This is a genomic window from Natronosalvus rutilus (assembly GCF_024204665.1).
GTDB lineage: Archaea > Halobacteriota > Halobacteria > Halobacteriales > Natrialbaceae > Natronosalvus > Natronosalvus rutilus.
The window spans coordinates 668,734-693,359 of the sequence record NZ_CP100355.1 but is presented as its reverse complement, the minus strand read 5'-3'; the positions used below and the strand labels follow the sequence as shown (position 1 = coordinate 693,359).

19 protein-coding genes and 1 tRNA gene are annotated in these 24,626 nt (G+C 65.8%); 6 read left to right on the top strand and 14 right to left on the bottom strand.

The genetic code is table 11. The features are described 5' to 3' along the window. Positions 1–291 precede the first annotated feature (291 nt). From NGM29_RS03385 to NGM29_RS03370, 4 genes are all read right to left on the bottom strand, one after another. A complete protein-coding gene (locus NGM29_RS03385) occupies positions 292–1,350 on the bottom strand; it encodes a hypothetical protein (protein ID WP_254158973.1) in 1,059 nt (352 codons plus the stop codon). 127 nt (positions 1,351–1,477) lie between these two features. Further along, positions 1,478–2,140 (bottom strand): HAD family hydrolase, encoded by a 663-nt coding sequence (locus NGM29_RS03380; protein ID WP_254158971.1) that lies wholly within the window; start codon positions 2,138–2,140, stop codon positions 1,478–1,480. A 79-nt stretch (positions 2,141–2,219) separates the two neighbouring features. Then, positions 2,220–3,614: an oxidoreductase gene (locus NGM29_RS03375; protein ID WP_254158970.1), complete on the bottom strand. Its 1,395-nt coding sequence runs from the start codon at positions 3,612–3,614 to the stop codon at positions 2,220–2,222. Positions 3,615–3,695: 81 nt separating this feature from the next. Then, positions 3,696–3,783: transfer RNA gene (locus NGM29_RS03370), tRNA-OTHER, on the bottom strand. Between the two features lie 248 nt (positions 3,784–4,031). On the opposite strand from NGM29_RS03370, the gene NGM29_RS03365 reads away from it, so the two are divergent. Continuing rightward, complete coding sequence (locus NGM29_RS03365; RefSeq protein WP_254158969.1) at positions 4,032–5,936, top strand: helicase C-terminal domain-containing protein; 1,905 nt, start codon at positions 4,032–4,034, stop codon at positions 5,934–5,936. Positions 5,937–6,079: 143 nt separating this feature from the next. Here NGM29_RS03365 and NGM29_RS03360 read toward each other — a convergent pair whose 3' ends face one another. Both NGM29_RS03360 and NGM29_RS03355 read right to left on the bottom strand, forming a co-directional pair. Then, positions 6,080–7,303: a class I SAM-dependent methyltransferase gene (locus NGM29_RS03360; RefSeq protein ID WP_254158968.1), complete on the bottom strand. Its 1,224-nt coding sequence runs from the start codon at positions 7,301–7,303 to the stop codon at positions 6,080–6,082. Beyond that, positions 7,296–8,417: a 60S ribosomal export protein NMD3 gene (locus NGM29_RS03355; RefSeq protein ID WP_254158967.1), complete on the bottom strand. Its 1,122-nt coding sequence runs from the start codon at positions 8,415–8,417 to the stop codon at positions 7,296–7,298. Before NGM29_RS03355 ends, NGM29_RS03360 begins: the two co-directional genes overlap by 8 nt. Before the next feature lie 690 nt (positions 8,418–9,107). Between NGM29_RS03355 and htpX the strand changes: the two genes are divergently transcribed. From htpX to NGM29_RS03340, 3 genes are all read left to right on the top strand, one after another. Continuing rightward, positions 9,108–9,992, top strand: coding sequence for a zinc metalloprotease HtpX (gene htpX, locus NGM29_RS03350; RefSeq protein ID WP_254158966.1), 885 nt, complete (start codon positions 9,108–9,110; stop codon positions 9,990–9,992). Positions 9,993–10,080: 88 nt separating this feature from the next. Beyond that, positions 10,081–10,686 (top strand): PspA-associated protein PspAB, encoded by a 606-nt coding sequence (gene pspAB, locus NGM29_RS03345; RefSeq protein WP_254158965.1) that lies wholly within the window; start codon positions 10,081–10,083, stop codon positions 10,684–10,686. Positions 10,687–10,793: 107 nt separating this feature from the next. Continuing rightward, a complete protein-coding gene (locus NGM29_RS03340) occupies positions 10,794–12,815 on the top strand; it encodes a MutS-related protein (protein WP_254160392.1) in 2,022 nt (673 codons plus the stop codon). Between the two features lie 29 nt (positions 12,816–12,844). Here the strand turns inward: NGM29_RS03340 and NGM29_RS03335 are convergent, their stop codons facing one another. Next, entirely contained in the window at positions 12,845–13,198 is a 354-nt protein-coding gene (locus tag NGM29_RS03335; protein ID WP_254158964.1) for a hypothetical protein, read from the bottom strand. Between the two features lie 256 nt (positions 13,199–13,454). Between NGM29_RS03335 and NGM29_RS03330 the strand changes: the two genes are divergently transcribed. Further along, positions 13,455–14,585, top strand: coding sequence for an ORC1-type DNA replication protein (locus NGM29_RS03330; RefSeq protein WP_254158962.1), 1,131 nt, complete (start codon positions 13,455–13,457; stop codon positions 14,583–14,585). A gap of 124 nt (positions 14,586–14,709) precedes the next feature. Here NGM29_RS03330 and NGM29_RS03325 read toward each other — a convergent pair whose 3' ends face one another. Beyond that, the gene (locus tag NGM29_RS03325; protein ID WP_254158961.1) at positions 14,710–16,065 is read right to left on the bottom strand and encodes a carboxylate--amine ligase; all 1,356 of its coding nucleotides are present in this window, start codon (positions 16,063–16,065) and stop codon (positions 14,710–14,712) included. A gap of 105 nt (positions 16,066–16,170) precedes the next feature. Then, positions 16,171–16,452: a DUF7553 family protein gene (locus NGM29_RS03320; RefSeq protein WP_254158960.1), complete on the bottom strand. Its 282-nt coding sequence runs from the start codon at positions 16,450–16,452 to the stop codon at positions 16,171–16,173. A gap of 441 nt (positions 16,453–16,893) precedes the next feature. Here NGM29_RS03320 and uvrB point away from each other — a divergent pair, with 441 nt between their 5' ends. Then, a complete protein-coding gene (uvrB, locus tag NGM29_RS03315; RefSeq protein ID WP_254158959.1) occupies positions 16,894–18,948 on the top strand; it encodes an excinuclease ABC subunit UvrB in 2,055 nt (684 codons plus the stop codon). 21 nt (positions 18,949–18,969) lie between these two features. On the opposite strand, the gene NGM29_RS03310 is transcribed toward uvrB, so the two are convergent. The 5 genes from NGM29_RS03310 to NGM29_RS03290 form a co-directional block, all read right to left on the bottom strand. After that, positions 18,970–19,209 carry a hypothetical protein gene (locus tag NGM29_RS03310; protein WP_254158958.1) on the bottom strand — a complete coding sequence of 80 codons (240 nt, stop codon included), beginning with the start codon at positions 19,207–19,209 and terminating at the stop codon, positions 18,970–18,972. 75 nt (positions 19,210–19,284) lie between these two features. Further along, positions 19,285–19,959, bottom strand: coding sequence for a helix-turn-helix domain-containing protein (locus NGM29_RS03305; RefSeq protein ID WP_254158957.1), 675 nt, complete (start codon positions 19,957–19,959; stop codon positions 19,285–19,287). Between the two features lie 112 nt (positions 19,960–20,071). Then, positions 20,072–21,163 carry a molybdopterin-dependent oxidoreductase gene (locus tag NGM29_RS03300; RefSeq protein ID WP_254158956.1) on the bottom strand — a complete coding sequence of 364 codons (1,092 nt, stop codon included), beginning with the start codon at positions 21,161–21,163 and terminating at the stop codon, positions 20,072–20,074. A gap of 105 nt (positions 21,164–21,268) precedes the next feature. Beyond that, positions 21,269–22,942: a Na+/H+ antiporter NhaC family protein gene (locus NGM29_RS03295; protein WP_254158955.1), complete on the bottom strand. Its 1,674-nt coding sequence runs from the start codon at positions 22,940–22,942 to the stop codon at positions 21,269–21,271. Between the two features lie 106 nt (positions 22,943–23,048). Then, positions 23,049–24,626: a dihydrolipoamide acetyltransferase family protein gene (locus tag NGM29_RS03290; RefSeq protein WP_254158953.1), complete on the bottom strand. Its 1,578-nt coding sequence runs from the start codon at positions 24,624–24,626 to the stop codon at positions 23,049–23,051.

Here is a 24,626-nt window from a genome sequence, read left to right as displayed (position 1 = left end):
TCGCCGGGCAAAAACAACCACGAGGGTCGAACGCAGTGGAGGATAGGAGTACCGGGGGCTTGGCACTCCCAGCAGTCCCACCCGCCACAGTCCGTGAACCCCACACGGATTCTCACCGTGTCGGGGTTCGGTGGAACTGCAAACCTGAAATCTCCAACGCTCAGGATTCCTCCGCGTTTACGTGGAGGAGGATGTCAATCGCGAATCGTCGTTCGTACCGGTGTCCACGACTCGCCGTAGTTCGTTCCGACGTTCGCAAGTCGTCGTAGTCGGTCTCGGCGTTCGCTTTCCTTACGTCCCACACGCTTCCGCTAGCTCGAGTTGTTCTTCCGCGTCGGCCTCGCGTTCTTCGGCCGTGCTTCGGTCCCCGTCGTCGGCCGCTTTCGCCGCCTCGTTGAACGCGATCGCCGCCTGCTCGAGGTGGCCGACCTGACACAGCGCCGTCTCGAAGTACGCCACCAGCCCCTCGGGAGCGTCCGCGTGACCGTCCTCGAGCGACGCTGCGGCATCTGCGTAAATCGTCGCCGCGTCGTCGAAAGCCGTACACGCCTCGTCGAACGCTTCTTCGTCGGCCAGGTTACCGCCCTCCTCGAGGGCCTCATGGCCGTCGACGAGAGACACGAGCGACGTCGAGAGGACGACCAGGGAGTCGACGACCGACGCGAGCGTCCGGACGCCGTCCTCGACGGCCTCGAGGTCCGTGATTTCGAGGTCGGCGAGTTGGTCGGCATCGAGGGATTCGACGCCCTCGAGTGCGGGTTCAAGGGTTTCCTGTGCGGGGGCGAAGGTGTCGACCAGCGACTCGGCGACCGAACGGGCCGTCAGGAGGTCCTCGTCGACGATGGCGTCGTTGACCCGGTCGACCTCCTCCTCGAGACCGTCGTCGGTGACGACGGCCGTCACCTCGATGGCGGGGCCGAGGACGGCCGCGTAGGCGTTCAGTTCCTCGATGTCGGCGTGCTGTGCTTCGGTCGGGTCGTCGTCTTCGGCCGCCTCGAGCGATTCGAGGGCTTCGTCGAGAAACGCCTGGGGCTCCTCGGGGTCGTAGTCGGCCGATTCGGGGTCCTCGAGGGAGTCGCGGGATTCTCGAAGCGAGGCGCCGGCGCGGTTCAGTCGCCCGGCAGCCAGTCGAATCTCGCGGTCGGCTTCGTCGCGGCCGGCGCTGCCGTCGGTCGTGGAGTCGTCGGTGCTGCCGGTGCCGTCGTCGCCGTCGTCCGTCACCCCGTCACCGTTCCCGGCCGTCCGATCGGCGTCGCTCCTGGATGTCGCCTGGAGGTCGTCGAGACAGCCGGCCAGACCGCCCACGGCGAGGCCGGCGGCGAGCGTCTCGAGATAGCGACGTCTGTTCATGTATTCGTTAGTGACGCTCACGACGTTTGAACGTACTGGCCGCAGAGGGTGTCGTTACCAGGGGGCACAGAGAGTGTCAGTACCAGAGGTCACAACGGGTCGCGTCAACGGAACACAGCAGGTCGCGTCAACGAGGGGCACCCTGAACCCGCTCGAGGACCGCATCGCGCAACTCGAGTGGGCTGTCGACAACCGCGTCGGCAGGCGAGTAATCGACGTCGTCGTGAGCCTCGATTTCGTAGGCGATGCAGGTCGTCCCCGCACGGGCTGCCGCGCGGATTCCGTGCTCGGAGTCCTCGAGGACGACGCACTCCCCGGGTTCGACGCCGAGTTCGGCCGCAGCGTACTCGAAGACGTCAGGTTCCGGCTTGCCCGGCCCGTCGATTTCTTCGGCGCTGACGACCGCGTCGAACCGATCCGCGAGGTCGAAGCGCTTCAGGACGATGTCGATCCAGTCGTGGGGCGACGAGGAGACGATGGCTCGCGGGACGCCCCGCTCCTCGAGTTCGTCGAGCAGATCGTGAGTACCCTCGAGGAGGGCGACGCGGTCGCGGTAGAGGGTTTCGGCGGCGGTTTCGAACAGGTCCAGGAACTCCTCGCGGGAGACCGCAGTCTCGTACTCCGCATCGAGGTAGTCGTAGATCTCGCGGTAGTTCATCCCGGTGATTTCGGCGACAGCGACGTCCTGGTCGGGGACGACCTGCGGGAGAAGTTCTTCGCGCTCGAGGGTGACCCAGTAGTCCTCGGAGTCGACGAGGACCCCGTCCATGTCGAAGAGTACGGCGCGCATGTGACCCGACGGTTTCGGGCGATGGCGCATAGGCGTTCGGCTGGCAGCCGGGGGCCGGGGCCGGCGCGGAGGTGGCAGGTCACTCCTGGCCGTCGTAGACGCCCTCTCGCTCGAGTTCGCCCCGCTTTCCGAGCACTGACGGCGTGCGACAGATTCCCGGCGCACCCGTCACCTGCGGGATTGTACAGTTGTTGCAATTTTCACAGAGGACGCGCGTCTCCGGGGCAGGTTTGCGGTCGGTCGCTCCCGGGGACGGAGACGGAGACTCGAGCAAACGCGCTCCCAGTCGCGGTTCGGCGTAGAAGGGACGGGCCATGCCGACTGCGTCGCAGGCAGGTGTCTCGTTCATGACCGACTCAACGTCGGTTTCGCCAGCCGCACCCAGTAACCGATCCATCTGCCCACGCTCTCGAATCCCGCCCTCTGCGAGCACCGGAATCGACACCTGCTCGCGGACGCGACGACAGAAGTCCTCGTTCCAGGCCGGTTCGAAGTCGTAGACCAGCGACTCGAGTCGATTGCCCAGCGCGACGAGACGTCGGCGCCGCGACCCGCCGAAGGCCTCATCGTACCCCTCGCGAAGCGCCTCGTTCCCCCAGGCCCGATCCGGATACCGCCCGCGGACGATGCTCATGTCCCAGGCCACGGAGGTCTGGACCGGAACGACGCCGTCGTACCCGATCCGCTCGAGGCGACGCGCGATCTCGACGCCGTCCTGGAGGGAGAGCTTCCGGCGGACGACCGGCCAGGGTGGTGCCGGTGTCTCGGCGGGGACTTTGGTGATCAGCGGGACGTCACCAGCCCGGTCGCGGATCTCGTCGTGGACGACCTGCAGGAAGGCGAGTCGGTTCTCGGGCGAGCCACCGAACTCGTCGTCCCGGCGGTTGTAAAACGGCGAGAGGAACTGCTGGACGATGCCCATGTTCGCCCCCGAGAGGTGGACGCCGTCGTATCCGGCGTCGACGCAATACGCCGCCGAACGGCCGAAGTCGGCGGCCAGTTCGTACACCTCCTCGGTCGTCAGGACGTGCGGGTCGTAAGCCAGAAAGCCGGCCCGGCCGAGCGCGCGAAGCGGTGACGGGAGGGGCGAGACGGCGAGTTGCTCGAGGTCCGGGTGCTCGCGCCGGTAGCCGGCGTGCCAGGTCTCCATGCTCCGGAGGCCCCCGTGCTCGAGTTGCACGAAGATCCGGCTCCCGTGGTCGTGGATCCGGTCGGTGAGCCGCGAGAGATGGGACACGAACTCGGGGTCGTGGACGCGGGTCATCCCCGGAGCAGCACAGCCGCCCTCGCCGCGGATGATCGTCGCCCCCTGGCAGAGCAATCCGACGCCGGATTCGGCAGCCGGTTCGAGGTCATCGATCAGTGCGTCGACGGCGTTGGGTCCGTTCCCCGCGCACTCGAGGACCGGTGCTCGGTAGAGGCGGTTCGGAATCTCGACGCCGCCGATCTCGATCGGATCCTCGAGGCGTGCCATGGTTTTCGTTCGGGGGCGTGGACAAAGAGCGTGGCGACGGGCTCGAACGCTTGCTATAGAAAGTATAGTAATATTCAGGAGCGGAAGGGGTGGGATTCGAACGCCACGAGGCCAGACGGCCGCCGCGGGTCAGAGACGCCGCGGTGCTCTTCCGCTGAGCGACCCTTCCGTACACCGTTCGACGACAGTGGTCCGAATTGTAATCGGGAACCTAACTCCGTCGTAAGCCGAACGTTCCCGTACGCCTCGAGGAGTCTTCACCGCCGTCTCGAGACCACCCCCGGTCACTGCCATCGCTTCGAGCCCATACCAGTCGCTGCCGTCGCTTCGAGCACCCCAATCGCCGCCGACGTCCCTCGTTCCAGGACGCGCGAGACTCCGCAGCCTTTAGGACCACGCCCGCCGGTGACTCGAGTGGTGAATCCCGACCGGATCTTCGAGGCGTTCCCCGCGCCGAGCTACCGGGGCAACCAGGAGCAGGCCCTCCGCGACATTCGCGACGCCTTCGAGGCGGGCAACGATGTCGTCCTCGTCCGTGCGCCGACGGGTAGTGGCAAGTCCCTGCTGGCCCGTGCGGTCGCCGGCTGTGCCCGTACTGTCGACGAGGCCGAACCAGTGGAGGCGACCGGCGCCTACTACACGACCCCGCAGGTCTCCCAGCTCGACGACGTGGCCGGCGACGAGCTGCTTCAGGACCTGAACATCATTCGCGGAAAATCGAACTACACCTGCATCCTCCCCGGCGAACTCGACACGCCGGTCAACCAGGCCCCCTGCGTTCGCGAGCGGGGGTACGACTGCTCGGTCCAGCACCGTTGTCCGTACTTTTCCGACCGAGCCATCGCCTCCAACCGCTCCATCGCGGCGATGACGCTCGCGTACTTCATGCAGACCGCGGGCAGCGAGGTGTTCCGCAAGCGCGACGTCGTCGTGATCGACGAGGCCCACGGCCTCTCCGAGTGGGCTGAGATGTACGCGACGATCCAGCTCGGCCCCCGGACGGTCCCGTTCTGGGACGACCTCCGCGTTCCGGAGGTCGACTCCGTCGAGGGGGCGGTCCGCTACGCGGAGGCGCTCGCTCGACGATGTACCAGCCGCAAGGACGAGTTGCTCGGCCAAGAGTCGCTGTCACCAGGCGAGGTCAGAGAACGGGACCGCCTCCAGGAACTCATCGGCGAACTCGACTTCTTCGTCGAGGACTACCGCGACCGGCAGAGTCCGACGACGTGGCTGGTCGACCAGGACGAGGCGGCGGACTCGAGTCGCGATGGAAGGTCGGCCTCGAGCAGCGGGGACGAAACCGAGAACCCGAACGGCGGCCCCCTCACCATCAAACCGATGGACCCGGAGCGTTACCTCCGGTACACCGTCTGGGACCGGGGCAACAAGTTCGCGCTCCTCTCGGCCACGATTCTCAACAAGGATGCCTTCTGCCGACACGTCGGCCTTGAGCCCTCCCGCGTCGCTCTCGTCGACGTTGGCCACACCTTCCCCGTCGAGAACCGCCCGCTCTACGACGTCACCCAGGGGAAGATGACCTACGAACACCGCGAGGAGACTCTGCCGAAGATCGCCCGTACCATCGTCCGCATCATGCAGGCCCACCCCGACGAGAAGGGGCTGATCCACGCCCACTCCTACGCGATCCAAGAGCAACTCGAGTCGCTCCTTACCGATTTCGGCGTCGGCGACCGCGTTCGAGCCCACTCCAGGGATGACCGGGACGCCGACCTCGAGTCCTGGAAGGCGTCCTCCGAACCGGACGTCTTCCTCTCGGTGAAGATGGAGGAAGCCCTCGACCTGAAGGGCGACCTCTGTCGCTGGCAGGTGCTCTGCAAGGCACCCTTCCTCAACACGAGCGACTCGCGAGTGGCTCACCGACTCGAGGAAGGGCAGTGGGCGTGGTACTACCGGGCGGCGCTCCGGACCGTGATCCAGGCCTGTGGCCGGGTGATCCGCGCCCCTGACGACCATGGAGCGACCTACGTCGCGGACTCGAGCCTGCTCGACTTATTCGAGCGCGCCCGGACGGACATGCCCGACTGGTTCGAAGAACAGGTTGACCGCCTCTCGGAGCCCACGTTGCCCGAGTTCGAGCCGCGAGCGGCGCTCGAGGCGACGAACGGGGGCGGGGGCGGCGGGTACTCGAGAACATCCTCGCACAGTGTGTCGAGTTCCGGGCCGAAAGAGGGGGCAGACTCAGGCGGGAGCCCGAACGAGAGCGATGCTCGAGGCCGATCACAGTCACGGTCGCGATCACGACGCGGCCGACGCTCCTCGAAACGAAGCCCGCTCGCGGACGTCTGGGATACCGACGGCTAAGTTAGAAGATAAATGTCGCGCCCCAGGCGACCATCGACGAAATCATCAACAGGGCGAACAGCGCCGCGATGATCTGGTTCAGGTTCATACCGAGATGGTTCGAACCCAGGTCGTATCAACTTCACGACCGAGCGTCATCAGGTTCACTCCACGCGAGCGTCCACGACCACGTGCTCGACCCCCGCACTGTGCGTCTTCACCCGCCGCTTCTCGAGCACCTCAAGGGTCCGCTCTGCGCGTTCGGCCGCGGCCTCGAGCCGACCGATCGGTCGCGCCCACAGCTCTGGCTTGGGCGTCGCCTCGTGGTAGTGGACGACGCCACCTGGCTCAAGGGCCTCGAGGGCCGCCGGCAGGAACGAGACAGCCTCGTCGACGCGACTCCCGTGTCCCGCCTCGTCTTTGCCGTCGGCGACACCGTAGTAGCCCATGACGACTCGGTCCGCGCGAAGGTCGGCGGCCAGGTCGCGACAGTCGCTGTGGTAGGCGTCGACCCGACTCGAGACGTCGTTGGCCATCGCGTTCTCGAGCAGGTAGCGAAACGCCGTCGGATTCAATTCGGTGGCCGTCATCCGCGCTCCCGCTCGTGCCATCGGGAGCGTGAAGTAGCCGATGCCGGCGAACATGTCGAACACGCGCTCGTCCGGGTCGACGACCTCGGCCATCCGCCGGCGCTCGGCCTGGTTCCCCGGCGAGAACATGACGCGGGCGGGATCGAGTCCGTACCGCGTCCCGTCCTCGACGTGGACCGTCTCGGTGTCGCTCGAGCCCGCGAGCAGTCGCGTTCGGGGTTCGCGGTAGGTGCCACCGTTGCCCTCGCCCTCGTTCGAGATTCCCTCGTCGGCGAGCACGCTGTCAGCCTCGCCGTGGAGCGCGAGTAAGGCCTCCCCGAGTTCGGTCTCGTCGGGGCAGTCGTCGGGAACGCGAACGAGGATCACCGAACCAATAACGGCCCAGGAGCCGGGCGCCATCTCGAGGTCGGCGTCGCTCCATCCCCGTTCGCGGAGGTGATCGGCCAGGTCACGGGTGCGGTAGGCGGGGTCGATTTGACGAACGACCTCCAGGACGGCCGTTTCTGTGGGTGGTTCGAGCACCGGCAGCGCCACCGTCTCGGAGCCGTACTCTCGCACTCGGCGGTCGTCGTCGTAGACGCCCTCGGCCCGCAAGGATTCGATCGCCGTCTCCGAGCGCGGTTTCTCGACGACGACCGCGAGTGGGTCGTCTCGAGGCCCGAGCGCGGTTGAATCCGATACTATAGAATTCGTCGTATTGTCAGTACTCGAGTTTAACTCGTCGTCCAAGTTCGAGGCGTCGTCTCGAGGCCGACCCTCGCCTCGAGACCGGTCGTCCTCCCCAGAGCCCTCACTCATCGTTCTCCGGTAGAATGTGCAAGCCAGCGCGGCTCTTCAGCGCCGGCACTTCCTCTGCATCGGCGTCGACGTACTCGGGTCGGGAAATCGTCTTCGCCTGGTAGGTTTCGGGGTCGAGCACCTGAATTGAGCGCTCGTCCTCGACCGTGACGACGGTCGCCTCGACGGCGTCCTCGCGCTCCCCGAGTTTGCGGGCCTCGGGGGAGTTCCCCTCCTCGTAACTCGCCTCGTAGCGCTCGCCTGTCCGCAACCGGATCCCTTTGAGGTTGCCGTGGGCGCTGCTGACCAGGACGGGCCCCTCGTCGTCGTCCGCGAGGTCGATCACGTCGCCGGGGACGTACGGCGGGAGACGGACCGCGAACGTCACGCGGTAGACGCCGTTACCGTCCTCGTCCTCGGTCACCAGGGTTTCGGCGTCGTTGACGGTACCGCCGAACTCCTCGACCATCTTGTTCGCGATCTTCTTGCCGATCTTGTTGGTCGAAACCCGCATGTTGAGGCCGTCGTCGGTCTCCGTGGTCTCGGTGATGAAGGCGTTCCGGTCCCCGGTCGCCTCCATGTCCGCGACGATGTTCTCGGCGATTTCTCTCGCCCGCTCGAGTTCCTCCGTCGTGGGCGACCGGCCCTCGGCCCGGATCTGGACGATGCTGGCGTAGTAGTCCCCGGCGATGCGACCACACCGGGTACAGGTCTGGCGAGCGATTTTTACCGGAATCATCACCTGCTCTTCGACGGGCGTTCCACGAACCGTCCCGGTGAAGTAACAGTGCATCCGGATCGTGTTCGGCCCGACCTCCTCGGGTTCGACCTGCCAGGCGACGTCCTCGACGTCGACGTGAACGGCCAGGGCCTCGCTCACCTCCTCGATGGCGACGTCGGTGTAATCCTGTGCACCGACGTCGACCCAGCGGCGGCCCCGATGAACGGCCCCACACTGGGCGCAGACGCGCACGTCGATCCGGTCGGGCGCGTCGATGAATTCGAAGTCGTCGAAGTAACAGCTGTCACAGAGGTCGACGTCGGTCCCCGGTCGCAGGGGGTCCGTCGCGTCGCCTTCGCTCCGCTCCGGCACCGGATCGCCACAGCGGGGACAGAACGCACGCGAATCGGTCATGTCCCGTGGTTGGGGATTGGGGGAGTTAAGCGACGCGTTCGTCACCGACGCCGGTCCGTTTCCAGCGAGGTATCTCCACCGGAAATAGAGGGGTTCGACGGGCCGTTCGGTCACAGCGTGTGGGAACTCCACCCGAAACCAGGGGGTTGCGAATCGTGTTATCAAGGCACACTGAATTCGTCTCCAGTGAGTGCGCGTTTCGAGCGATACGTCGGATCTCCCCAACTGGTGTCGGTCTCGATCGTGGTGTTATCGATCGTCAAACATATAGAACGACCTATTTCACGCTCGTCTGACGTTTCCAGTGGAACGCAAAGAACGCTCGTCTGACGTTTCCGGTGGAACGCAAAGAACGCTCGTCTGACCCGTGGCGTACGCTCGAGCGTCGACACCGGTGGTCGTCCCCTCGTGTTCGACTTTCCAGGGGAAATAGAGGGGTTTTGGGAACGCTCATTCGGTACTTCGACGTACACGCTTGAGCACTCACAACTCAATTGAAAGGTGGTGTATTGGGGTGGCAGACCGTATCGAGGGAACGATACCGTTGGCGGTCTGCGTCGTCGCTGGAGGTCGATAGGGGTCGCACACGAGGCGTGACTCGAGGACGAGCGAGCACGGAGCGTCCGGTCGGGCCACCCGCTCGAGGCACGTTCGCGGCGGATTTATCCGCCCTCGGTCCGTTGTTCGCGTATGGACTGGAAACCGGACTGGGGATTGCGGTTTCGGATGTTCCTCACGATGTTCCTGCTGTTTGCCCTGTACATCGTCTTCGCCGGCGTGATCACTGCCTATATGGGTGGTGGGATCGCCATTTTCGCCCTGCTCTTCGGCGGGATGTCGCTGGTGCAGTACTACTTCAGCGACACCCTCACTCTCAAGACGATGGGTGCGAAGACGGTCTCCGCCGAGGAGTACCCACAGCTTCACAGCGCCGTCGAGCGCCTCTCCCAGCAGGCCGACCTCCCGAAGCCGAAAGTCGCCGTCATCGACTCGAAGGTGCCGAACGCGTTCGCGACGGGGCGAAACCAGAAGAACGCCGCCGTCGCCGTCACCACGGGACTGATGCGAACGCTCGACCAGGACGAACTCGACGGCGTTCTCGCCCACGAACTCGCCCACGTCAAGAATCGGGACATGATGGTGATGACTATCGCCTCGTTCCTCTCGACCATCGCGTTCATGATCGTCCGCTGGGGCGCCTTCTTCGGCGGTGGCCACGGTCGCGGTCGCGGCGGCGGTGGCGGCGTGATCGTCGCCATCGTCGTCTCGCTGGTCGTCTGGATCGTGAGTTACCTGCTGATTCGGGCGCTCTCGCGGTACCGCGAGTTCGCCGCCGACCGGGGTGCTGCGACGATCACCGGCAAGCCCTCTGCGCTCGCCTCCGCGTTGCTGAAGATTTCGGGCGAGATCGACAAGGTTCCCGACAGAGACATGCGCGAAGAGGCCGAAATGAACGCCTTCTTCATCATTCCGCTGAAGTCCGGCGTCGTCGGGAGACTGTTCTCGACGCACCCCTCGACCGAGCGGCGGGTCGAGAGCTTGCGCCAGCTCGAGCACGAGATGGAGACGGTGTAGGATCCGCTGCGCCGAAGTCGACGTGACGTCGACGACCGCTCGAGCGAGAAAACGCGAGCTTTCAAACCCTGGCCGTCCAACGAAGGGTATGGGACTGCTCGACGGACTGCGATCCGTGCTCGGCATCCGCGCCGAATCGGACGCCAGCCGGGACGCCAACCCCGAGGACCTCTTCGGGATGAGCACCGCGTATCTGACGATGGAAGCCGACCTCGGCTACGACTCCGCCGACGCGGGCGCGCTCTGTTTCGCCGGCGTCGACTCGAGCAGCTTTCGTGACGCCGTCGAGAACGTCGAAGCCATCCTCGAGGCCGGCAGCGAAGACACCGGCACCGACTTTCGCGTCACCGAGGACGACCACGGCTACCACTGGGTCGTCCTCGAGGACTCCGACCCCGAGGACCTGATCACCAGCCTCCACTTCGCGGCGGACACGTTCATCGAGGAAGGCTACGGCTCGCGGCTGCTCGCGGCCGTCTTCGGCTACCGGAACGACAGTGGGCCGGCCTACTGGATCTACTCCTTCCGGCGCGGTGCGTACTACCCCTTCGCGCCACGGGCCGGCCGCGAGCGCGATTCGGGAACCGAGTTCAAACTCGAATCAGTGCTGGATGGCGAACTCGAGATCGAACCCGACAAGGAGTACTGGTATCCCCTGTGGCCGAGCACGAGCGGGCGTCACCCCTGGGAGTAGCGCACTCGCCGGGTGCCCATGCGATCAGCGACTCGAGACTCGAGACTCGGGCCGAGAACGGGGCGGGACCTTTTTCTCGTCTCGGCGGGACGTGGCGGTCGATGGCAATGGACCTCGAGTCGATCCCGGGCGTCGGCGCGAAGACCGCCCGTGCACTGGACGAACTCGACGACCCCGAGCAGGCCCTCGAGAACGGCGACGTGGCCGCACTCGCCAGAGCGCCCGGCGTCACCGTCGGCCGGGCCGCTCGCATCGCCCGCGGGGCGATCCGACGCGAACACGACGACCCCGGCGGCTTCCTCGCGACCGACCGCGCACGCGAGATCTACCGACAGGTGCTCTCCCTGTGTCAGGACCGGACGGTGACCGACTACGCGGCCCACCGCCTCGAGACGCTGTACCCCAGCCCCAGGCGCTCGCGCATCGAGGAGGTGCAGGACTTCTCTCGTCGGGCGATCGAACGCGATCCCCACCCCGACGTGCTCGAAGCCTTCGAGGGCGTCGAACCGCTCGAGCGGCCCGGCGACGTTCGCGTCCGGGACCGCTGTCTGGCGACGACCGACGCCGAGCGCTACGCCGAAGCCCGCGAGGCGATTCCCGAGATTTCCGTCGAAATCGTCGAGGACGCCCAGGGGCTGGCCGAACTGGCGAGAGGCTATTCGACGGTGGTCGCGATCGACGAGTCCTTCGCCGGCGTCGAGGTCGAGGGCGACGTGCAAGTTCGCCCGGACGCGCTCGCAGATCCCGCCGACGTGGTTCCGGAGCGCCCGCTCGCGTTCTTCGCCCGCAACCGAGAGCGACTGCGGGCAGCAGTCGCGGTTCATCGTGCGGTCGGCCGTGGTGGTGACACCGATTCGCAACTGAACGCGACGGTCGACCTCGACGCCCTCGAGCACGGCCTCGAGCGCCTCGACGACGACGGCACCGTCGCCGGCGACCCCGAACTCGATCGGCTGACGGTCGCCGTCGACGACCTCGACGCGGTCGCGGGCGTCGCCGAGAGCGTCGCCAACGACCGACTCCGCGAGGCGATCGAGGAACGGGACGTGACCATCGAGGGCGCCGACCTACTCTCACTCGTCGAGCGCGGCGCCGGCGTCGACTCGCTGCTCTCCCGGGAACTCGCCGACGAATTCGCCGCGGCGGTCGAGGCCGCCCGCAAGCACCTGATCGACGCCCTCGACCTGGACGTCGGCGAGGCCGAACTCGCCCGCCATGTCTTCGACGACGAACCGACCTTCCCCGTCGAGCGCGACGAGAACGCCACGGCACGCCTGCGCGAGGAACTCACCGTCGCCCGGGACCGGCGGGCGGCCCAGCTCAAACGCGACCTGGCGGCCGACCTCGCCGCCCAGCGCGAGGGCGCCCACGACCTGGTTCGCTCGGCGCTCGAGCTCGACGTCGAACTCGCCGTCGCCCGCTTCGCCCGCGACTTCGAGTGCACGATGCCCGAGTTCGTCTGGGACGGCGACGACGGCGACGAAGAAACCGGGTTCGCCATCGAGGGCGGCCGCTCGCCAGTCCTCGAGGAGCCACTCGAGGAAATCGAACCCGTCGACTACGCGGTGTCAGGCACCACCCTGCTCTCGGGAGTCAACAGCGGCGGGAAGACCTCGACGCTTGACCTGGTCGCGAGCGTCGTCGTGCTTGCACACATGGGTTTGCCCGTTCCCGCCAAAGAGGTCCGGCTACGTCGCTTCGACGACGTACACTACCACGCCAAGACCCAAGGGACCCTGGACGCCGGGGCGTTCGAGTCCACCGTCCGGGAGTTCGCGGACCTCGCCACCGGCGGCGAGGGATCGCTCGTTCTCGTCGACGAACTCGAGAGCATCACCGAACCCGGGGCGAGCGCGAAGATTATCGCCGGCATCCTCGAGGCACTCGCGGAGAACGGTGCGACGGCCGTGTTCGTCTCCCACCTGGCCGGCGAAATCCGGGAGATGGCCGCCATCGACGTGGCTGTCGACGGCATCGAGGCCGTCGGCCTGGTCGACGGCGAACTCGAGGTCAACCGATCGCCGGTTAAGGATCACCTCGCTCGCTCGACCCCCGAGTTGATCGTCGAGAAGCTTGCCCAGGAGGGGAACGCCGCCTTCTACGACCGGTTGCTCGAGAAGTTCGAGTGAACGCGGTCAGGGGCGACTACGAGGTCGGGTCATTCGCGGGGCTCGCTCGCGGCTGAAGTCGCTGTCTCGGGTACGGCGGCCACTCGCATCCCCCGGTAGCCCGCGACGGCGACGAGCACGCTGGCGAGGGCGGCGACGTAGAGGCCCGGTTCTGGCGAGACGGTAACGTAGTGGGCGGGGTAGTCGACGGCGAAGACGTTCTCGAGGGAGGTGTAGATCACGCCTAACGAGAGGAGCGTCAGGACGCCCACGGCCGCAGTCAGCTTGGCTTCGAATGCGTTCCACTCACGCAGGGTCACCAGTCCGAGGGCGACGAAGCCGGCAACCGGGACAGCGTAGCCCATGCCGGTGAATCCGTTCGTTGTCGTCGCCGTGTCGAACACGTTGATACTGGCCCAGGGGGAGGAACGCGCTGACGACGAGGAATGCACCGCCGAGGGCGGTCAGACGCTCGTTTCCGTCCGCAGGTACGTCGATCATCGATCCGTTCTGGCCCCGGCTTCGTATATAAAGACGTGGACGCTGTGCCGGTGATTGAGTACCAATATCCCGTTTCGACGGTCTCGAGCGGTGAGAACCCGGCTTCACGCCGAAAACGACCGCAAACAACTAAGTAGCTTCGAGGGCGTGGTGAAAGTGATGACTGGCGACCCCGAGGAGGGGATGTTGTCGTGGGACGAATCCGTGTTCAGGAACGAGCACGTCTTCGAGATCGATTACGTCCCCGAGACGTTCCGCCACCGCGATTCGCAGATGCAGAGTCTCACGTACGCGCTGCGACCCGCGGTCCGGGGCTCGCGCCCGCTGAACGTGATGGTCCGCGGACCGCCGGGAACGGGGAAAACGACGGCAATTCAGAAGCTGTACGACGAGATCGGCGCCCAGACCCGGGACGTCCAGACGATCCGGGTCAACTGCCAGGTCAACTCGACGCGATACTCCGTCTTCTCGCGGCTGTTCGAGGGCTGCTTCGACTACGAACCCCCATCGTCGGGCATCTCCTTCAAGAAGCTCTTCGGCCAGATTGCCGAGAAACTCGTCGAGGACGACCGCGTGCTCGTCGTCGCGCTCGACGACGTCAACTACCTCTTCTACGAGAACGAGGCGTCGGATACGCTCTACTCGTTGCTGCGCGCCCACGAGGAACACCCGGGAGCGAAAATCGGCGTCATCGTCGTCTCCTCGGACCCGGCGCTCGAAGTGATCGACGCCCTCGACACCCGCGTGCAGAGCGTCTTCCGGCCCGAGGACGTCTACTTCCCGGTGTACGACCAGCCGGAAATCGTCGACATCCTCCACGAGCGCGTCACGCGCGGCTTCCACGACGGCGTCGTCGCCACGGACGTCCTGGAGCGGGTCGGCTCGCTCACGGCCAAGAGCGGCGACCTCCGGGTGGGAATCGACCTCCTCAGGCGGGCCGGACTCAACGCCGAGATGCGTGCGAGTCGAACTGTCGAACTTGAGGACGTCGAGAAGGCCTACGAGACGTCGAAGTACATCAACCTCTCCCGGAGCCTCAACAGCCTGAGCGAGAACGAGCGGGCGCTCCTCGAGGTGCTCGTCGACCACGACGGCGCACAGGCCGGCGAGGTATACGAGCGGTTCAGCGAGGAGACCGACCTCGGCTACACCCGCTATTCGGAAATCGTCAACAAGCTCGACCAGCTCGGCCTGATCGACGCCGAGTACGCCGAGATCGACGGCCGCGGGCGCTCGCGGTCGCTGACGCTCTCGTACGAACCCGAGGCGATTCGGGAGCGACTCGAGTGAGTTACCGGTCGCCGATTCGTCCACCCGCCGCCAGCGTGTGCCACCCACCACCACGTCCACCCGAACGGTGAGCCACCCGCTCGGTGCCGATCGATCGTCAAACGCCGAGAGCGACGCCTCGGCGTCAGTTCGTCCGTCCGCGCTGGTCTTCGAGGGGCTCGAGGTCGGCCCTCGCCGGCTTCGACGCAGGCTCTTGCTCGGCGAGCGCTGGCGATCCGACGGCCGGCGACGATTCGTCGGCTTCACCGCCCGCTCGAACGGCGCTGAGTTGCTCGTTGGCAGCCGAACGGACGAAGTTCCAGCCGTCCTGGACGAACGGAACGGGGTCGTCCGCGACGGCGTAGTCGAACCGGGGCTCTCGAACCATCGACGTGGCGACGTCGCTGACGGCGGACAGAAACGAGGGGCGTTCGACCAGCGGGTAGTCCTCGGCCAGGATGCTGTGGAGGTGACAGAGTTCGCCCCGGAGCAGGTGGCCGCCGATGCCGACCTCGTAGTCGGGCTGGTTGATCGGTTCGCCGCGTGCGAGCTGCCAGTAGTAGTAGGGGAAGTCGGCCCCCGCACGGACGGAGAACGGGAGCGACGACCAGAACCGCGGGTTGATCTCCATCAGTTCGAACGACCCCGTCTCGGGATTGCGCAGGAACTCGACCATCGCCAGGCCGTGCCACTCAAGTTCGTCCAGTAGCGCGAGGCCGGCGGCCTCGAGTTCGGGGATGTCGGTCGACTCGCGGTAGGCACTCGGCCCGCCGCTGTACTTGTAGCCCCGTTTCTGGCAGTGCTGGAAGGTGGCGACCGCCTCCCCCTCGTCGTACAGCGCGAAGAAGCCGTACTCCCGGGAGTCGGGGACGTACTCCTGGACGATGGGGACGTGGCCCCACTCGTTGAGCGACGATTCGACGGCGGGCGGGGTGCCGGGTTCGTGGTAGACGGTCGAGCCGATGTCGCTGAGCCCGGCGTCGTGACCGAGGTACTCGGGGGCGGCGACAGTGTAGCGAGGCTTGATGATCGTCTCGCGCGACCAGTCGTCCCACTCGTCGAGCAGGGTCGTCTCGGGCGTCTCGACGCCAGCGCGGTCGGCAGCCGCGAAGAGTTCGACCCGGTCTTGCACCTGTCGCAGGGTCTCGAAGTCCGGCCATGGCGTCGCGACGTGCTCGGCGAAGGCGTCTCTGTTCGCCGCGAGCATGTAGATATCCTCCTCGCGGACGGGGATGATCGTCTCGACGCCGGGTCGCGCCGCGAGCGAGAGGAGGACGTCCCCGTAGGCCTCGAGGTCCGACCGCGGATTGGGGAGCGTGACGAATCGATCGCAGTACCTCGAGACGGAGCCGGGCGTCGTTCGGTCCTCGGAGCCGACGACGGTGTAGATCCCGCGCGGACCGAGCGACCGCAGGCAGGCGACGGTGCTGGGGGCCGTGATACCGGGGACGATGACGCGTTCCCGCGCCCCGCGTGGATGGTCGTGCGCAGCCGATTGCATACGCGTTGGAGGGGGCCACGAGGGTATTGTTATGGGTCCGTTACCCTCGTATGGCTGCCCTACCGTTTCAAAAACCGATTCTCGAGGATCGATTCTCGAGAGGGCTCACGCCTGCTCGAGGCTCTGGCGATAGCTCTCGGCGTGTTCGATGGCGTCCTTGAGTCGGTCCGCCGTCTCGGCGTCGGACTCGCGTCGTGCCTGCCTGAGCGCGTTGAGGTGCTCGTCGAAGACGGCGTGGTCGGCCTCGCTCTCGCTGGCGGCGATTTCGGCGAAGGCGGCCGCCGTGTCTCGAATAACGTCCCGCACGTCGTCGCCGGCGGTCTCGGTCGCCAGCTCGAGGTCGGCTCGAGCCTGCTGTAAGTCGGCGTCTTCGCTGGAATTGGACATACGTTCTCGACGACGACCGGCGTCAAAGACGTGGGGGCGGCATATGCGCGGCCTCGGGGACTGCTGGCCGCGTGGATTTGTGCTTCGTGTAATGGTAGGTCGTGACTATGCTCGCAACAAGACCGTGTCAGCGTTCACGTTTCCGCCCGCGCTAGCTGTTAAGAATTACAAATAGTATATAATTAGAATTGTAGTTGATATTATGAGATTTGATTCTCTACAACGGCTCGTAATTTTCCTCGTTCTGTACGGCGGACTTCTCACCGTCCACTGGTCGGGAACGGCGGAGGCTATCGGCCATGCGTTGATACACGCCTCCGCGGTACTGATGGTGTCTGCGACGCTCGCGGAGACTGCGAAAGCCGGACGCTGAGCCAGGACGCACAAATTCAGACACGAAAGCGCGGCTCTTACGTGCCTCGCCCACTAGATACTGCTACGATGAGCGACACTCGAGGCCCCCTCCAGCCGGATCGACCCGAGGCCGCGAAACCGTTCGCGGTCGACGCCCCGTTCGAACCCGCGGGCGACCAGCCCGAGGCGATCGAGCAGCTGGCGGCGGGCTTCGCCGACGGCATGGACCGCCAGACGCTGCTCGGCGTGACGGGGTCGGGCAAGACCAACACCGTCTCGTGGGTGATGGAAGAGGTCCAGGAGCCGACGCTGGTCATCGCCCACAACAAGACCCTGGCCGCCCAGCTCTACGAGGAGTTCCGGAACCTGTTCCCCGACAACGCCGTCGAGTACTTCGTCTCCTACTACGACTACTACCAGCCCGAGGCCTACGTCGAGCAGACCGACACCTACATCGACAAGGACGCCTCGATCAACGACGAGATCGACCGCCTTCGTCACTCGGCGACCCGGTCCCTGCTCACGCGAGACGACGTAATCGTCGTCGCCTCGGTCTCGGCTATCTACGGACTCGGTGACCCGCGAAACTACGTCGAGATGGCAATGCGCCTCGAGACGGGCGAGGAGATTGGTCGCGACGACCTCCTCAAGCGCCTGGTCGACCTGAACTACGAGCGCAACGACGTCGACTTCTCCCAGGGGACGTTCCGGGTTCGCGGGGACACCATCGAGATCTTCCCGATGTACGGCCGCTACGCCGTCCGCGTCGAGTTCTGGGGCGACGAGATCGACCGCATGCTGAAGGTCGACCCGCTCGAGGGCGAGGTCAAGAGCACCGAACCCGCCGTCCTCGTCCACCCTGCCGAGCATTACTCGATGCCCGAGACGCGCCTCGAGCAGGCCGTCGAGGAGATTCGGGACGACCTCGATTCGCGAATCTCGTACTTCGAGCGCAAGGGCGATCTACTCGCCGCCCAGCGCATCGAGGAACGCACCACGTTCGACCTCGAGATGATGGAGGAGACCGGCTACTGTTCGGGCATCGAGAACTACTCGGTGTACCTCGACGACCGCGACCCCGGTGATACGCCCTACACCCTGCTGGATTACTTCCCGGACGACTTCCTCACCGTGGTCGACGAGTCCCACGTCACTCTGCCCCAGGTTCGGGGCCAGTACGCCGGCGACAAGTCCCGGAAGGACTCGCTGGTCGAGAACGGCTTTCGACTCCCGACCGCCTACGACAACCGTCCGCTGACATTCGAGGAGTTCGAGGAGCGAACCGACAAAACGCTGTACGTCTCCGCGACGCCGGGCGACTACGAGCGCGAGGAGAGCGACCAGATCGTCGAACAGATCGTTCGCCCCACCCACCTCGTCGACCCCGAGGTCGAGGTCGCCCCCGCGACCGGCCAGGTCGACGACCTCATGGACCGCATCGACGCACGTATTGACCGCGACGAGCGCACCCTCGTGACGACGCTGACCAAACGGATGGCCGAGGACCTGACCGAGTACCTCGAGGAGGCCGGCGTCGATGTCGCCTATATGCACGACGAGACGGACACCCTCGAGCGCCACGAGATCGTGCGCTCCCTCCGCCTCGGAGAGATCGACGTCCTCGTCGGCATCAACCTCCTGCGAGAGGGGCTGGACATTCCCGAGGTCTCCCTCGTGGCGATCCTAGACGCCGACCAGGAGGGATTCCTCCGCTCGGAGACCACGCTCGTCCAGACGATGGGGCGGGCGGCCCGGAACGTCAACGGCGAGGTCGTGCTGTACGCTGACGAGGTCTCGAACGCGATGGAGTCGGCCATTGAGGAGACGCGGCGCCGCCGCGAGATTCAACGCGAGTTCAACGAGGAACACGGCCACGAACCGATGACCATCGAGAAAGAAGTTGGGGAGACGAACCTCCCGGGGAGCAAGACCGACACCTCGAGCGTCGCCGGTACGGACCTCGAGGACGAGGAGGACGCCGCCCGATACGTCGCCGAACTCGAGGACCGGATGCAGGAGGCAGCGAGCAATCTCGAGTTCGAACTCGCGGCGGATATCCGGGACCGGTTGCGAGAAGTGCGCGAGGAATTCGAACTCGAGGGGAAGGACGAGGGGGTCGCCCCGCCGGCCGAGGAGTTTTAGCAATCTAGTCCCGGCTGCCGCTCACTCGATGACGTCGAACTCCTCGTATCCACACTCACAGCCCGTTCGCCGGCCAATCGGCTGGATCGTCCCGTCGGGCCACAACTGGGCGGCGTAGACGTTCGAACAGGATCGGCAGGCGGCAGCGACCTTTCGTTTTCCGTTGTCTTCGACGTTGCTTTCGTTATCGACTCCATCCGGCCGCGGCCCGGCCCGCGAGGAGGGATCGACGTTCGTCTTCGCCCGTGGCGGCTTGGCCATAGTATTCCCCATCACAGGAATGAAGAAAGCCAGACTGCTTTGAGTTAGAAGCCACTTATATAGCCGAGGATAGAATCATGACCGTTCGAGGCCTTCGGCTCGCTCCGAAGAGACGGTGAGCGTATTTCTGGTGAGGTTGTTCGTCGCCCGGCGGAGCCGCTGTGAGACGGCGTTGGTCGAGATGTCGAGAGCATCCGCCAGTTCGGCGATCTGCGTCTCGCGCGGAACCGCGAAGTAGCCCATCTCGAGTGCGATGACCATCGCCTCCCGTTGCTGGGGCGTCAGGTCGTACTCGCGCTCCTTCGGATCCGTTGACTCGTAGAGCCGCTGGAGTTCGAAGGAGTAACCCTGTTCGTCGAAATAGTGCTGGAACGACTCGAGTCGCCCCTGGCCGACGAACTGGAGTTTGAGATACCAGGTTCCGTTCGTCGCTGCTGCCTCCTGGACAATGCCGTGTTGGTCGACGACCTGGTCGATCAGTTCCTGGACGCGTTCGGTCCAGTGGACGTTGAAGTAGCCGACGTTACCGGTACGATCGATCGTCTTCAGTTTTGTAACCGAAGAATCGGCCTGTATCGCCGCTTCCGCCGCGTCGAGGTCGTCCGCGGTCACCCACAGGAACGGCATGACCCACTCGCGGCTGTGGGTGGCGAGGCGTTCGACCTCGAGTGTGAGGTCCGGGACCGTCTCGAGTGCCTCCTCGAGGGCGAACGCCTCGGCTGGGAGCGTGAACTCGGTTACGATGCTCATGCGGCGACTGATGGGTCCGACCCGTATAAGGAGTCGCCAGGAATCCGCCACTGACCCGTCGAGACCGCCGGATCGGCGGCCTCATTCTCCTGACCCGACACTCGAGCGCGTCTCACTCGAACCCGCTCACCAGCGTCGCGAGCCACTGGGCCGGATCGGCGCGGCGACGGACCTCGACTCGCTCGATCCACTTCACCCACTGGAAGCCGCGGCGACCGGGCGCCACGAGTCGCATCGGCGCTCCGTGCCCGTGGCTCAGCGGTTCGTCGCCGACGTGCGTCGCGAGCAGCGCCGCTCGCGCCTCCTCGATCGGGAGTGACCACCGGTAGCCGGTCACCGAGACGAACCGGACGTATCGGGCGTCTGCCCGGGCAGCAGCCGTCTCGAGCAGGTCGCCGACGCGAACGCCACCCCAGTGCTGGACGGTGTACCAGCCGCTCGTGCAGTCGAGGAGTACTTCTTCGGAACTGTCCGGGGCCAGCTCGTCGACACCGTACTCGAGGGGCGTTTCGACCTCACCCTGAACGGATAGCGTCCACTCAGCGAGGTCGATCGGGTCTGGATCGTCCGCGACCCACGAGGTGACCGGGAAGCTCGCGTTCCCGTCGCCGCGTCGCGGCTGTGAGCCAGTGAACCGCCGATCGGCGCCGCGGGTCTCGAGGAGTCGGTTGGTGGTCTCCTGGACTCGGTAGGCGGCAGCTCCACCGAGAAGCAGCGCCCCGTAAGCGAGCGTCGTCCGCCGACGGTCGAAGTCGCCCCGCTGCGGGAGTCGAAACCGGGTCGCGAGGTGCCACGCCATCAGGGGGACGAGCGTGAGGCCGAACCCGACGTGAACGCTCAGCAGGGTCCAGTACGCGATGCGGGCGTCCGCGCCGAATACCCAGACGACGCCCGTGCCAACTGCGCCCGTTGCCGCGACCAGCGTGAGCACCGACAGAACGGTGGAACGACGCCACAGCCGGCGATCGGTCAGTCGGTGGCGAACCCTGGCGAGTTTGAACCCCAGGAAGACGACGAGCGTCAGGCCGAGGATCCGGTGGAGCCAGAAGAACGGCCACCCCTCTGGCCTGCCGACGGTGAACGACGCCAGCCCCGAGACCACCTCGAGTACGACGATGGTGAAGATCGACCAGTCGACGAGGCGCGGCGGTGGCCTGAGGGCGTCGACAGCACTTCGACCGAGAGTCACAGGGCTGCGCTTCATACGCTGTGTTACGGGCTCGCACGGCAAGAAGGGGTACGCCCGATCCGAAATACCGGGTTATCGAAGACGAACGAATCGGAAACGTGCGGCTCGAGCAACCTGAAGTCAGTCGTCGCTGGAGGCTTCCCGGCGCTGGGTGCCGGCGAACGGCTTGGCAGAGATGTTCTTGCGCCCGGCGTCGAGTTCCGAGAGGGCGTACACCAGCCCGACGAGCAGGACCGCCCCGAGGGGCACCAGGACGAACGGCGAGAGGCCGAACAGACCGTACGTCAGGTAGACGATCATGGCGACGAAGATCACCGTGACCGCGTAGTATAGCTGGGTTCGGACGTGGTCGATGTGGTCGGCACCGGCGAACGTCGATGAGAGGATCGTCGTGTCAGAGATGGGCGAACAGTGGTCGCCGAAGATGGCCCCCGAGAACACGGTTCCGACGGCGAGCGCCAACATTTCCGGAGAACCGTTGCCGACCTCGTAGGCCAGCGGGATGGCGACCGGCGTCACGATCCCCATCGTCCCCCACGAGGTGCCGATCGAGAAGGCGATCACGGCGGTCGTCAGCAACACGACGACCGGCAGCAGCGTCGGCGTGATGAAGCCGGCGGCGATGTCGGTGACATACTGGCCGGTCTGGAGTTCGCTCGCAACGGTGCCAATCGACCACGCCAGGACGAGAATGCTCACGGCAGTGAGCATGATTCCGAACCCGTCGAGGACGGTCTCCATCGACTCCTCGAGGTCCATCACGCCGTAGTACAGCGACATTGCGACGGCGGTCGCGACCATGGCGAACGAGCCCCAAACGAGCGCGCCCGTGAAGTTCACGTTGTCCACGAGGGTGATGAGCGCGTCGCCGCCCGAGACAGCCTCGGCGGGCGTGACCCCAGCGGCCTGGAAGCCGGTGATCGTCGCCCCGCCCATGACCACAATTACCAGGGCCGCGACCGGCACGACGAACGTTCGCACCAGCGGATCGTCGACGACCGGTTCGCCGAGATCCTCCTTCATGCTCTGGAGTGGCGTGGCGTCCTCGCGTGTCACGTTACCCGTCTCCCTGGCGCGCGTTTCCGCGGTGAGCATCTCCCCGAAGTCGCGACGGGTGAGGACGACGATCAGGACCATCAGGAGCGCCAGTAGACAGTAGACGTTGAAGGGGATCGACCAGAGAAACGTCGCCACGGCCGAGGGCGTTTCGCCATCGATCTGTTCGTATTCGGTCTGGATGAGGCTGATCTGGAACGCGACCCAACTCGAGATGCCGAACGTCGCCACCGGCGCGGCCGTCGAGTCGAGGATGTAGGCCAGTTTCTCGCGAGACATCCGCATCTCGTCAGCGATGTCCTTGACTGCCGAGCCGACGATGGCCGTGTTTGCGTAGTCGTCGAAGAACCACACCAGCCCGAGCAGCCACGCGGCCAGGCCGACCCGCCGGTGGGAGTCGACGCGATCCGTTGCGGCGCGGGCGATGGCGATCGAGCCGCCCATTCGCCAGACCAACGCGATACCGGCACCCAGCAGGAACGTGAACGTGATGATCTCGGCGTGGAACGTGTCGTCCCCGAACGAGGCGACGATCCAGCCGAACGCCTCGATCACGCCGACGAGCGGGACGGCGGCGATATCGAGGGCGCTCTCTGCATTATCCCAGGCGACGATCATGCCTCCGGACCAGACGCCGAGAAACAGCGAGAGCATGGCTCGACGGGTGAGGATGGCGAGCAGAATCGCCAGCAATGGCGGCAGGAGCGACCACGCGCCGAACGGGTGTGGCTGTACCATGTACACACGGACCACGCTAATCGTATTTAAGCGATACGTAATCGTGATCTTCGTGTCACTGACAAACTAACTGCACTGCTCCGTAGAGAAGAACGCTCGAGCGCGCTTACTCGAGCAACAGGAGTTCGGGGTTCTCGAGGTACCTCATGACCTCGTTGGTGAACGCCGCGCCCTCGGCGCCGTCGATGAGGCGGTGGTCGAACGAGAGCGAGAGCGTCATGACCGAGCGGGGTTCAATCGACTCGTTCCCCTCGTCGTCGGTGACGACGCGTGGCTTGCGCTTGATCTCGCCGACGGCGAGGATCCCCGCCTCGGGGTAGTTGAGGATCGGCGTGGCGTACTCACCGCCGATGCCGCCGATGTTCGTGATAGTGAACGTCGAGCCCCGGAGTTCGTCCGGGCTAATGGTGCGCTCGCGGGCCTTCGTCACCAGTTCGTCCGTCTCCGAGGAGAGCTGGAGCATCCCTTTGTGGTCGGCGTCCTCGACGACCGGTACCATCAACCCGGCGTCGGTCGCGGCCGCGACGCCGATGTTGTAGTAGTTGCGGTGGACGATTTCCTGGTTCTCGTCGTCGATCATCGCGTTCATCTCCGGGAACTCCTTGAGCGCCGCGACGACCGCTTTCATGATGAACGGCATGTATGTCAGCCGGATGCCCTGCTCTTCGGCGGTTGGCTTGAGCCGCTCACGGGTTTCGACCAGCTTCGTTACATCGACCTCGTCGTGGTGGGTGACGTGCGGTGCCGTGTACTTCGAGCGCTCCATCGCGTTCGCGATGGTCTTGCGAACGCCCTTGAACGGCTCGCGGGTCTCCCGCGGGCCGGTCTCGCCGGTCGCGACCTCGGCGGCGTCGGCCTCCTGCGCGCGCTGCTGGGCCTCGGCGTACTCCATCACGGCCTCGGGCGTGACGAACGCCTCGCCGTCGCGCTCTTCGGTCGCGGGGACGGCGTTGATATCGACGCCCTGTTCCTCCGCGACGCGGCGAGTGGCGGGAGCGGCCAGCGTGCGGTCGCGGTCGGCCGATTCGACCGGGGAGGCGCTCGAGGCACTCGCCCCAGTTCCCGCTCCCGGCTCAGTCTCGCCGTGGGAACCCGCAGCGGCGTCGACCCCGCCGGTGCCCTCGGTCGGCTCCGCCGGAGCGGTCTCTGCGGCCTCGGCGCCACCGTCACTCGAGCCACCTGCACTCGCGGCCGCCTCGACGTCACCCTCGGTGATCCGGCCACCCGGGCCGCTGCCCTGGACCGTCGAGATGTCGACGCCCTGCTCGCGGGCGAGTTTGCGAACCCGCGGCGGGGCGAAGATGCGGCCCTCGGGGACGTCGACCGATTCGGGGTCGGCCGCTGCGTCCGCGGAGTCGGTCGAACTCGAGTCGGCCGTCTCGGCCTGGTCGGCGTCTGCTTCGGTTTCCGTTTCGGCGCTCGCCTCCTCCGCCGCGTCCGCCTCGCCCTCGACGTTGAACGTGATAATTACGTCGCCGACCGGGACCATTTCACCCTCCTCGGCACGAAGTTCCGCGACCGTGCCGTTGTACGGCGAGGGAACCTCGACCAGCGCTTTGTCGGTCTCGACCTCGGCGACTGGCTGGTCCTCGCTGACCGTATCGCCGGGTTCGACGAGCCACGAGACCAGTTCACCTTCGGCCACGCCCTCGCCGACGTCGGGAAGTTTGAACTCTCGAGCCAT

Excerpts from the sequence above, each read along its gene's own strand:
- NGM29_RS03295 (WP_254158955.1), bottom strand. The coding sequence starts at position 22,942 with ATGGTACAGCCACACCCGTTCGGCGCGTGGTCGCTCCTGCCGCCATTG.
- NGM29_RS03380 (WP_254158971.1), bottom strand. The coding sequence starts at position 2,140 with ATGCGCGCCGTACTCTTCGACATGGACGGGGTCCTCGTCGACTCCGAG.
- NGM29_RS03385 (WP_254158973.1), bottom strand. The coding sequence starts at position 1,350 with ATGAACAGACGTCGCTATCTCGAGACGCTCGCCGCCGGCCTCGCCGTG.
- NGM29_RS03325 (WP_254158961.1), bottom strand. The coding sequence starts at position 16,065 with ATGCAATCGGCTGCGCACGACCATCCACGCGGGGCGCGGGAACGCGTC.
- NGM29_RS03300 (WP_254158956.1), bottom strand. The coding sequence starts at position 21,163 with ATGAAGCGCAGCCCTGTGACTCTCGGTCGAAGTGCTGTCGACGCCCTC.
- NGM29_RS03310 (WP_254158958.1), bottom strand. The coding sequence starts at position 19,209 with ATGGCCAAGCCGCCACGGGCGAAGACGAACGTCGATCCCTCCTCGCGG.
- htpX (WP_254158966.1), top strand. The coding sequence starts at position 9,108 with ATGGACTGGAAACCGGACTGGGGATTGCGGTTTCGGATGTTCCTCACG.
- NGM29_RS03320 (WP_254158960.1), bottom strand. The coding sequence starts at position 16,452 with ATGTCCAATTCCAGCGAAGACGCCGACTTACAGCAGGCTCGAGCCGAC.
- NGM29_RS03340 (WP_254160392.1), top strand. The coding sequence starts at position 10,794 with ATGGACCTCGAGTCGATCCCGGGCGTCGGCGCGAAGACCGCCCGTGCA.
- NGM29_RS03355 (WP_254158967.1), bottom strand. The coding sequence starts at position 8,417 with ATGACCGATTCGCGTGCGTTCTGTCCCCGCTGTGGCGATCCGGTGCCG.
- pspAB (WP_254158965.1), top strand. The coding sequence starts at position 10,081 with ATGGGACTGCTCGACGGACTGCGATCCGTGCTCGGCATCCGCGCCGAA.
- NGM29_RS03360 (WP_254158968.1), bottom strand. The coding sequence starts at position 7,303 with ATGAGTGAGGGCTCTGGGGAGGACGACCGGTCTCGAGGCGAGGGTCGG.
- NGM29_RS03375 (WP_254158970.1), bottom strand. The coding sequence starts at position 3,614 with ATGGCACGCCTCGAGGATCCGATCGAGATCGGCGGCGTCGAGATTCCG.
- NGM29_RS03290 (WP_254158953.1), bottom strand. The coding sequence starts at position 24,626 with ATGGCTCGAGAGTTCAAACTTCCCGACGTCGGCGAGGGCGTGGCCGAA.
- NGM29_RS03305 (WP_254158957.1), bottom strand. The coding sequence starts at position 19,959 with ATGAGCATCGTAACCGAGTTCACGCTCCCAGCCGAGGCGTTCGCCCTC.
- uvrB (WP_254158959.1), top strand. The coding sequence starts at position 16,894 with ATGAGCGACACTCGAGGCCCCCTCCAGCCGGATCGACCCGAGGCCGCG.
- NGM29_RS03330 (WP_254158962.1), top strand. The coding sequence starts at position 13,455 with ATGACTGGCGACCCCGAGGAGGGGATGTTGTCGTGGGACGAATCCGTG.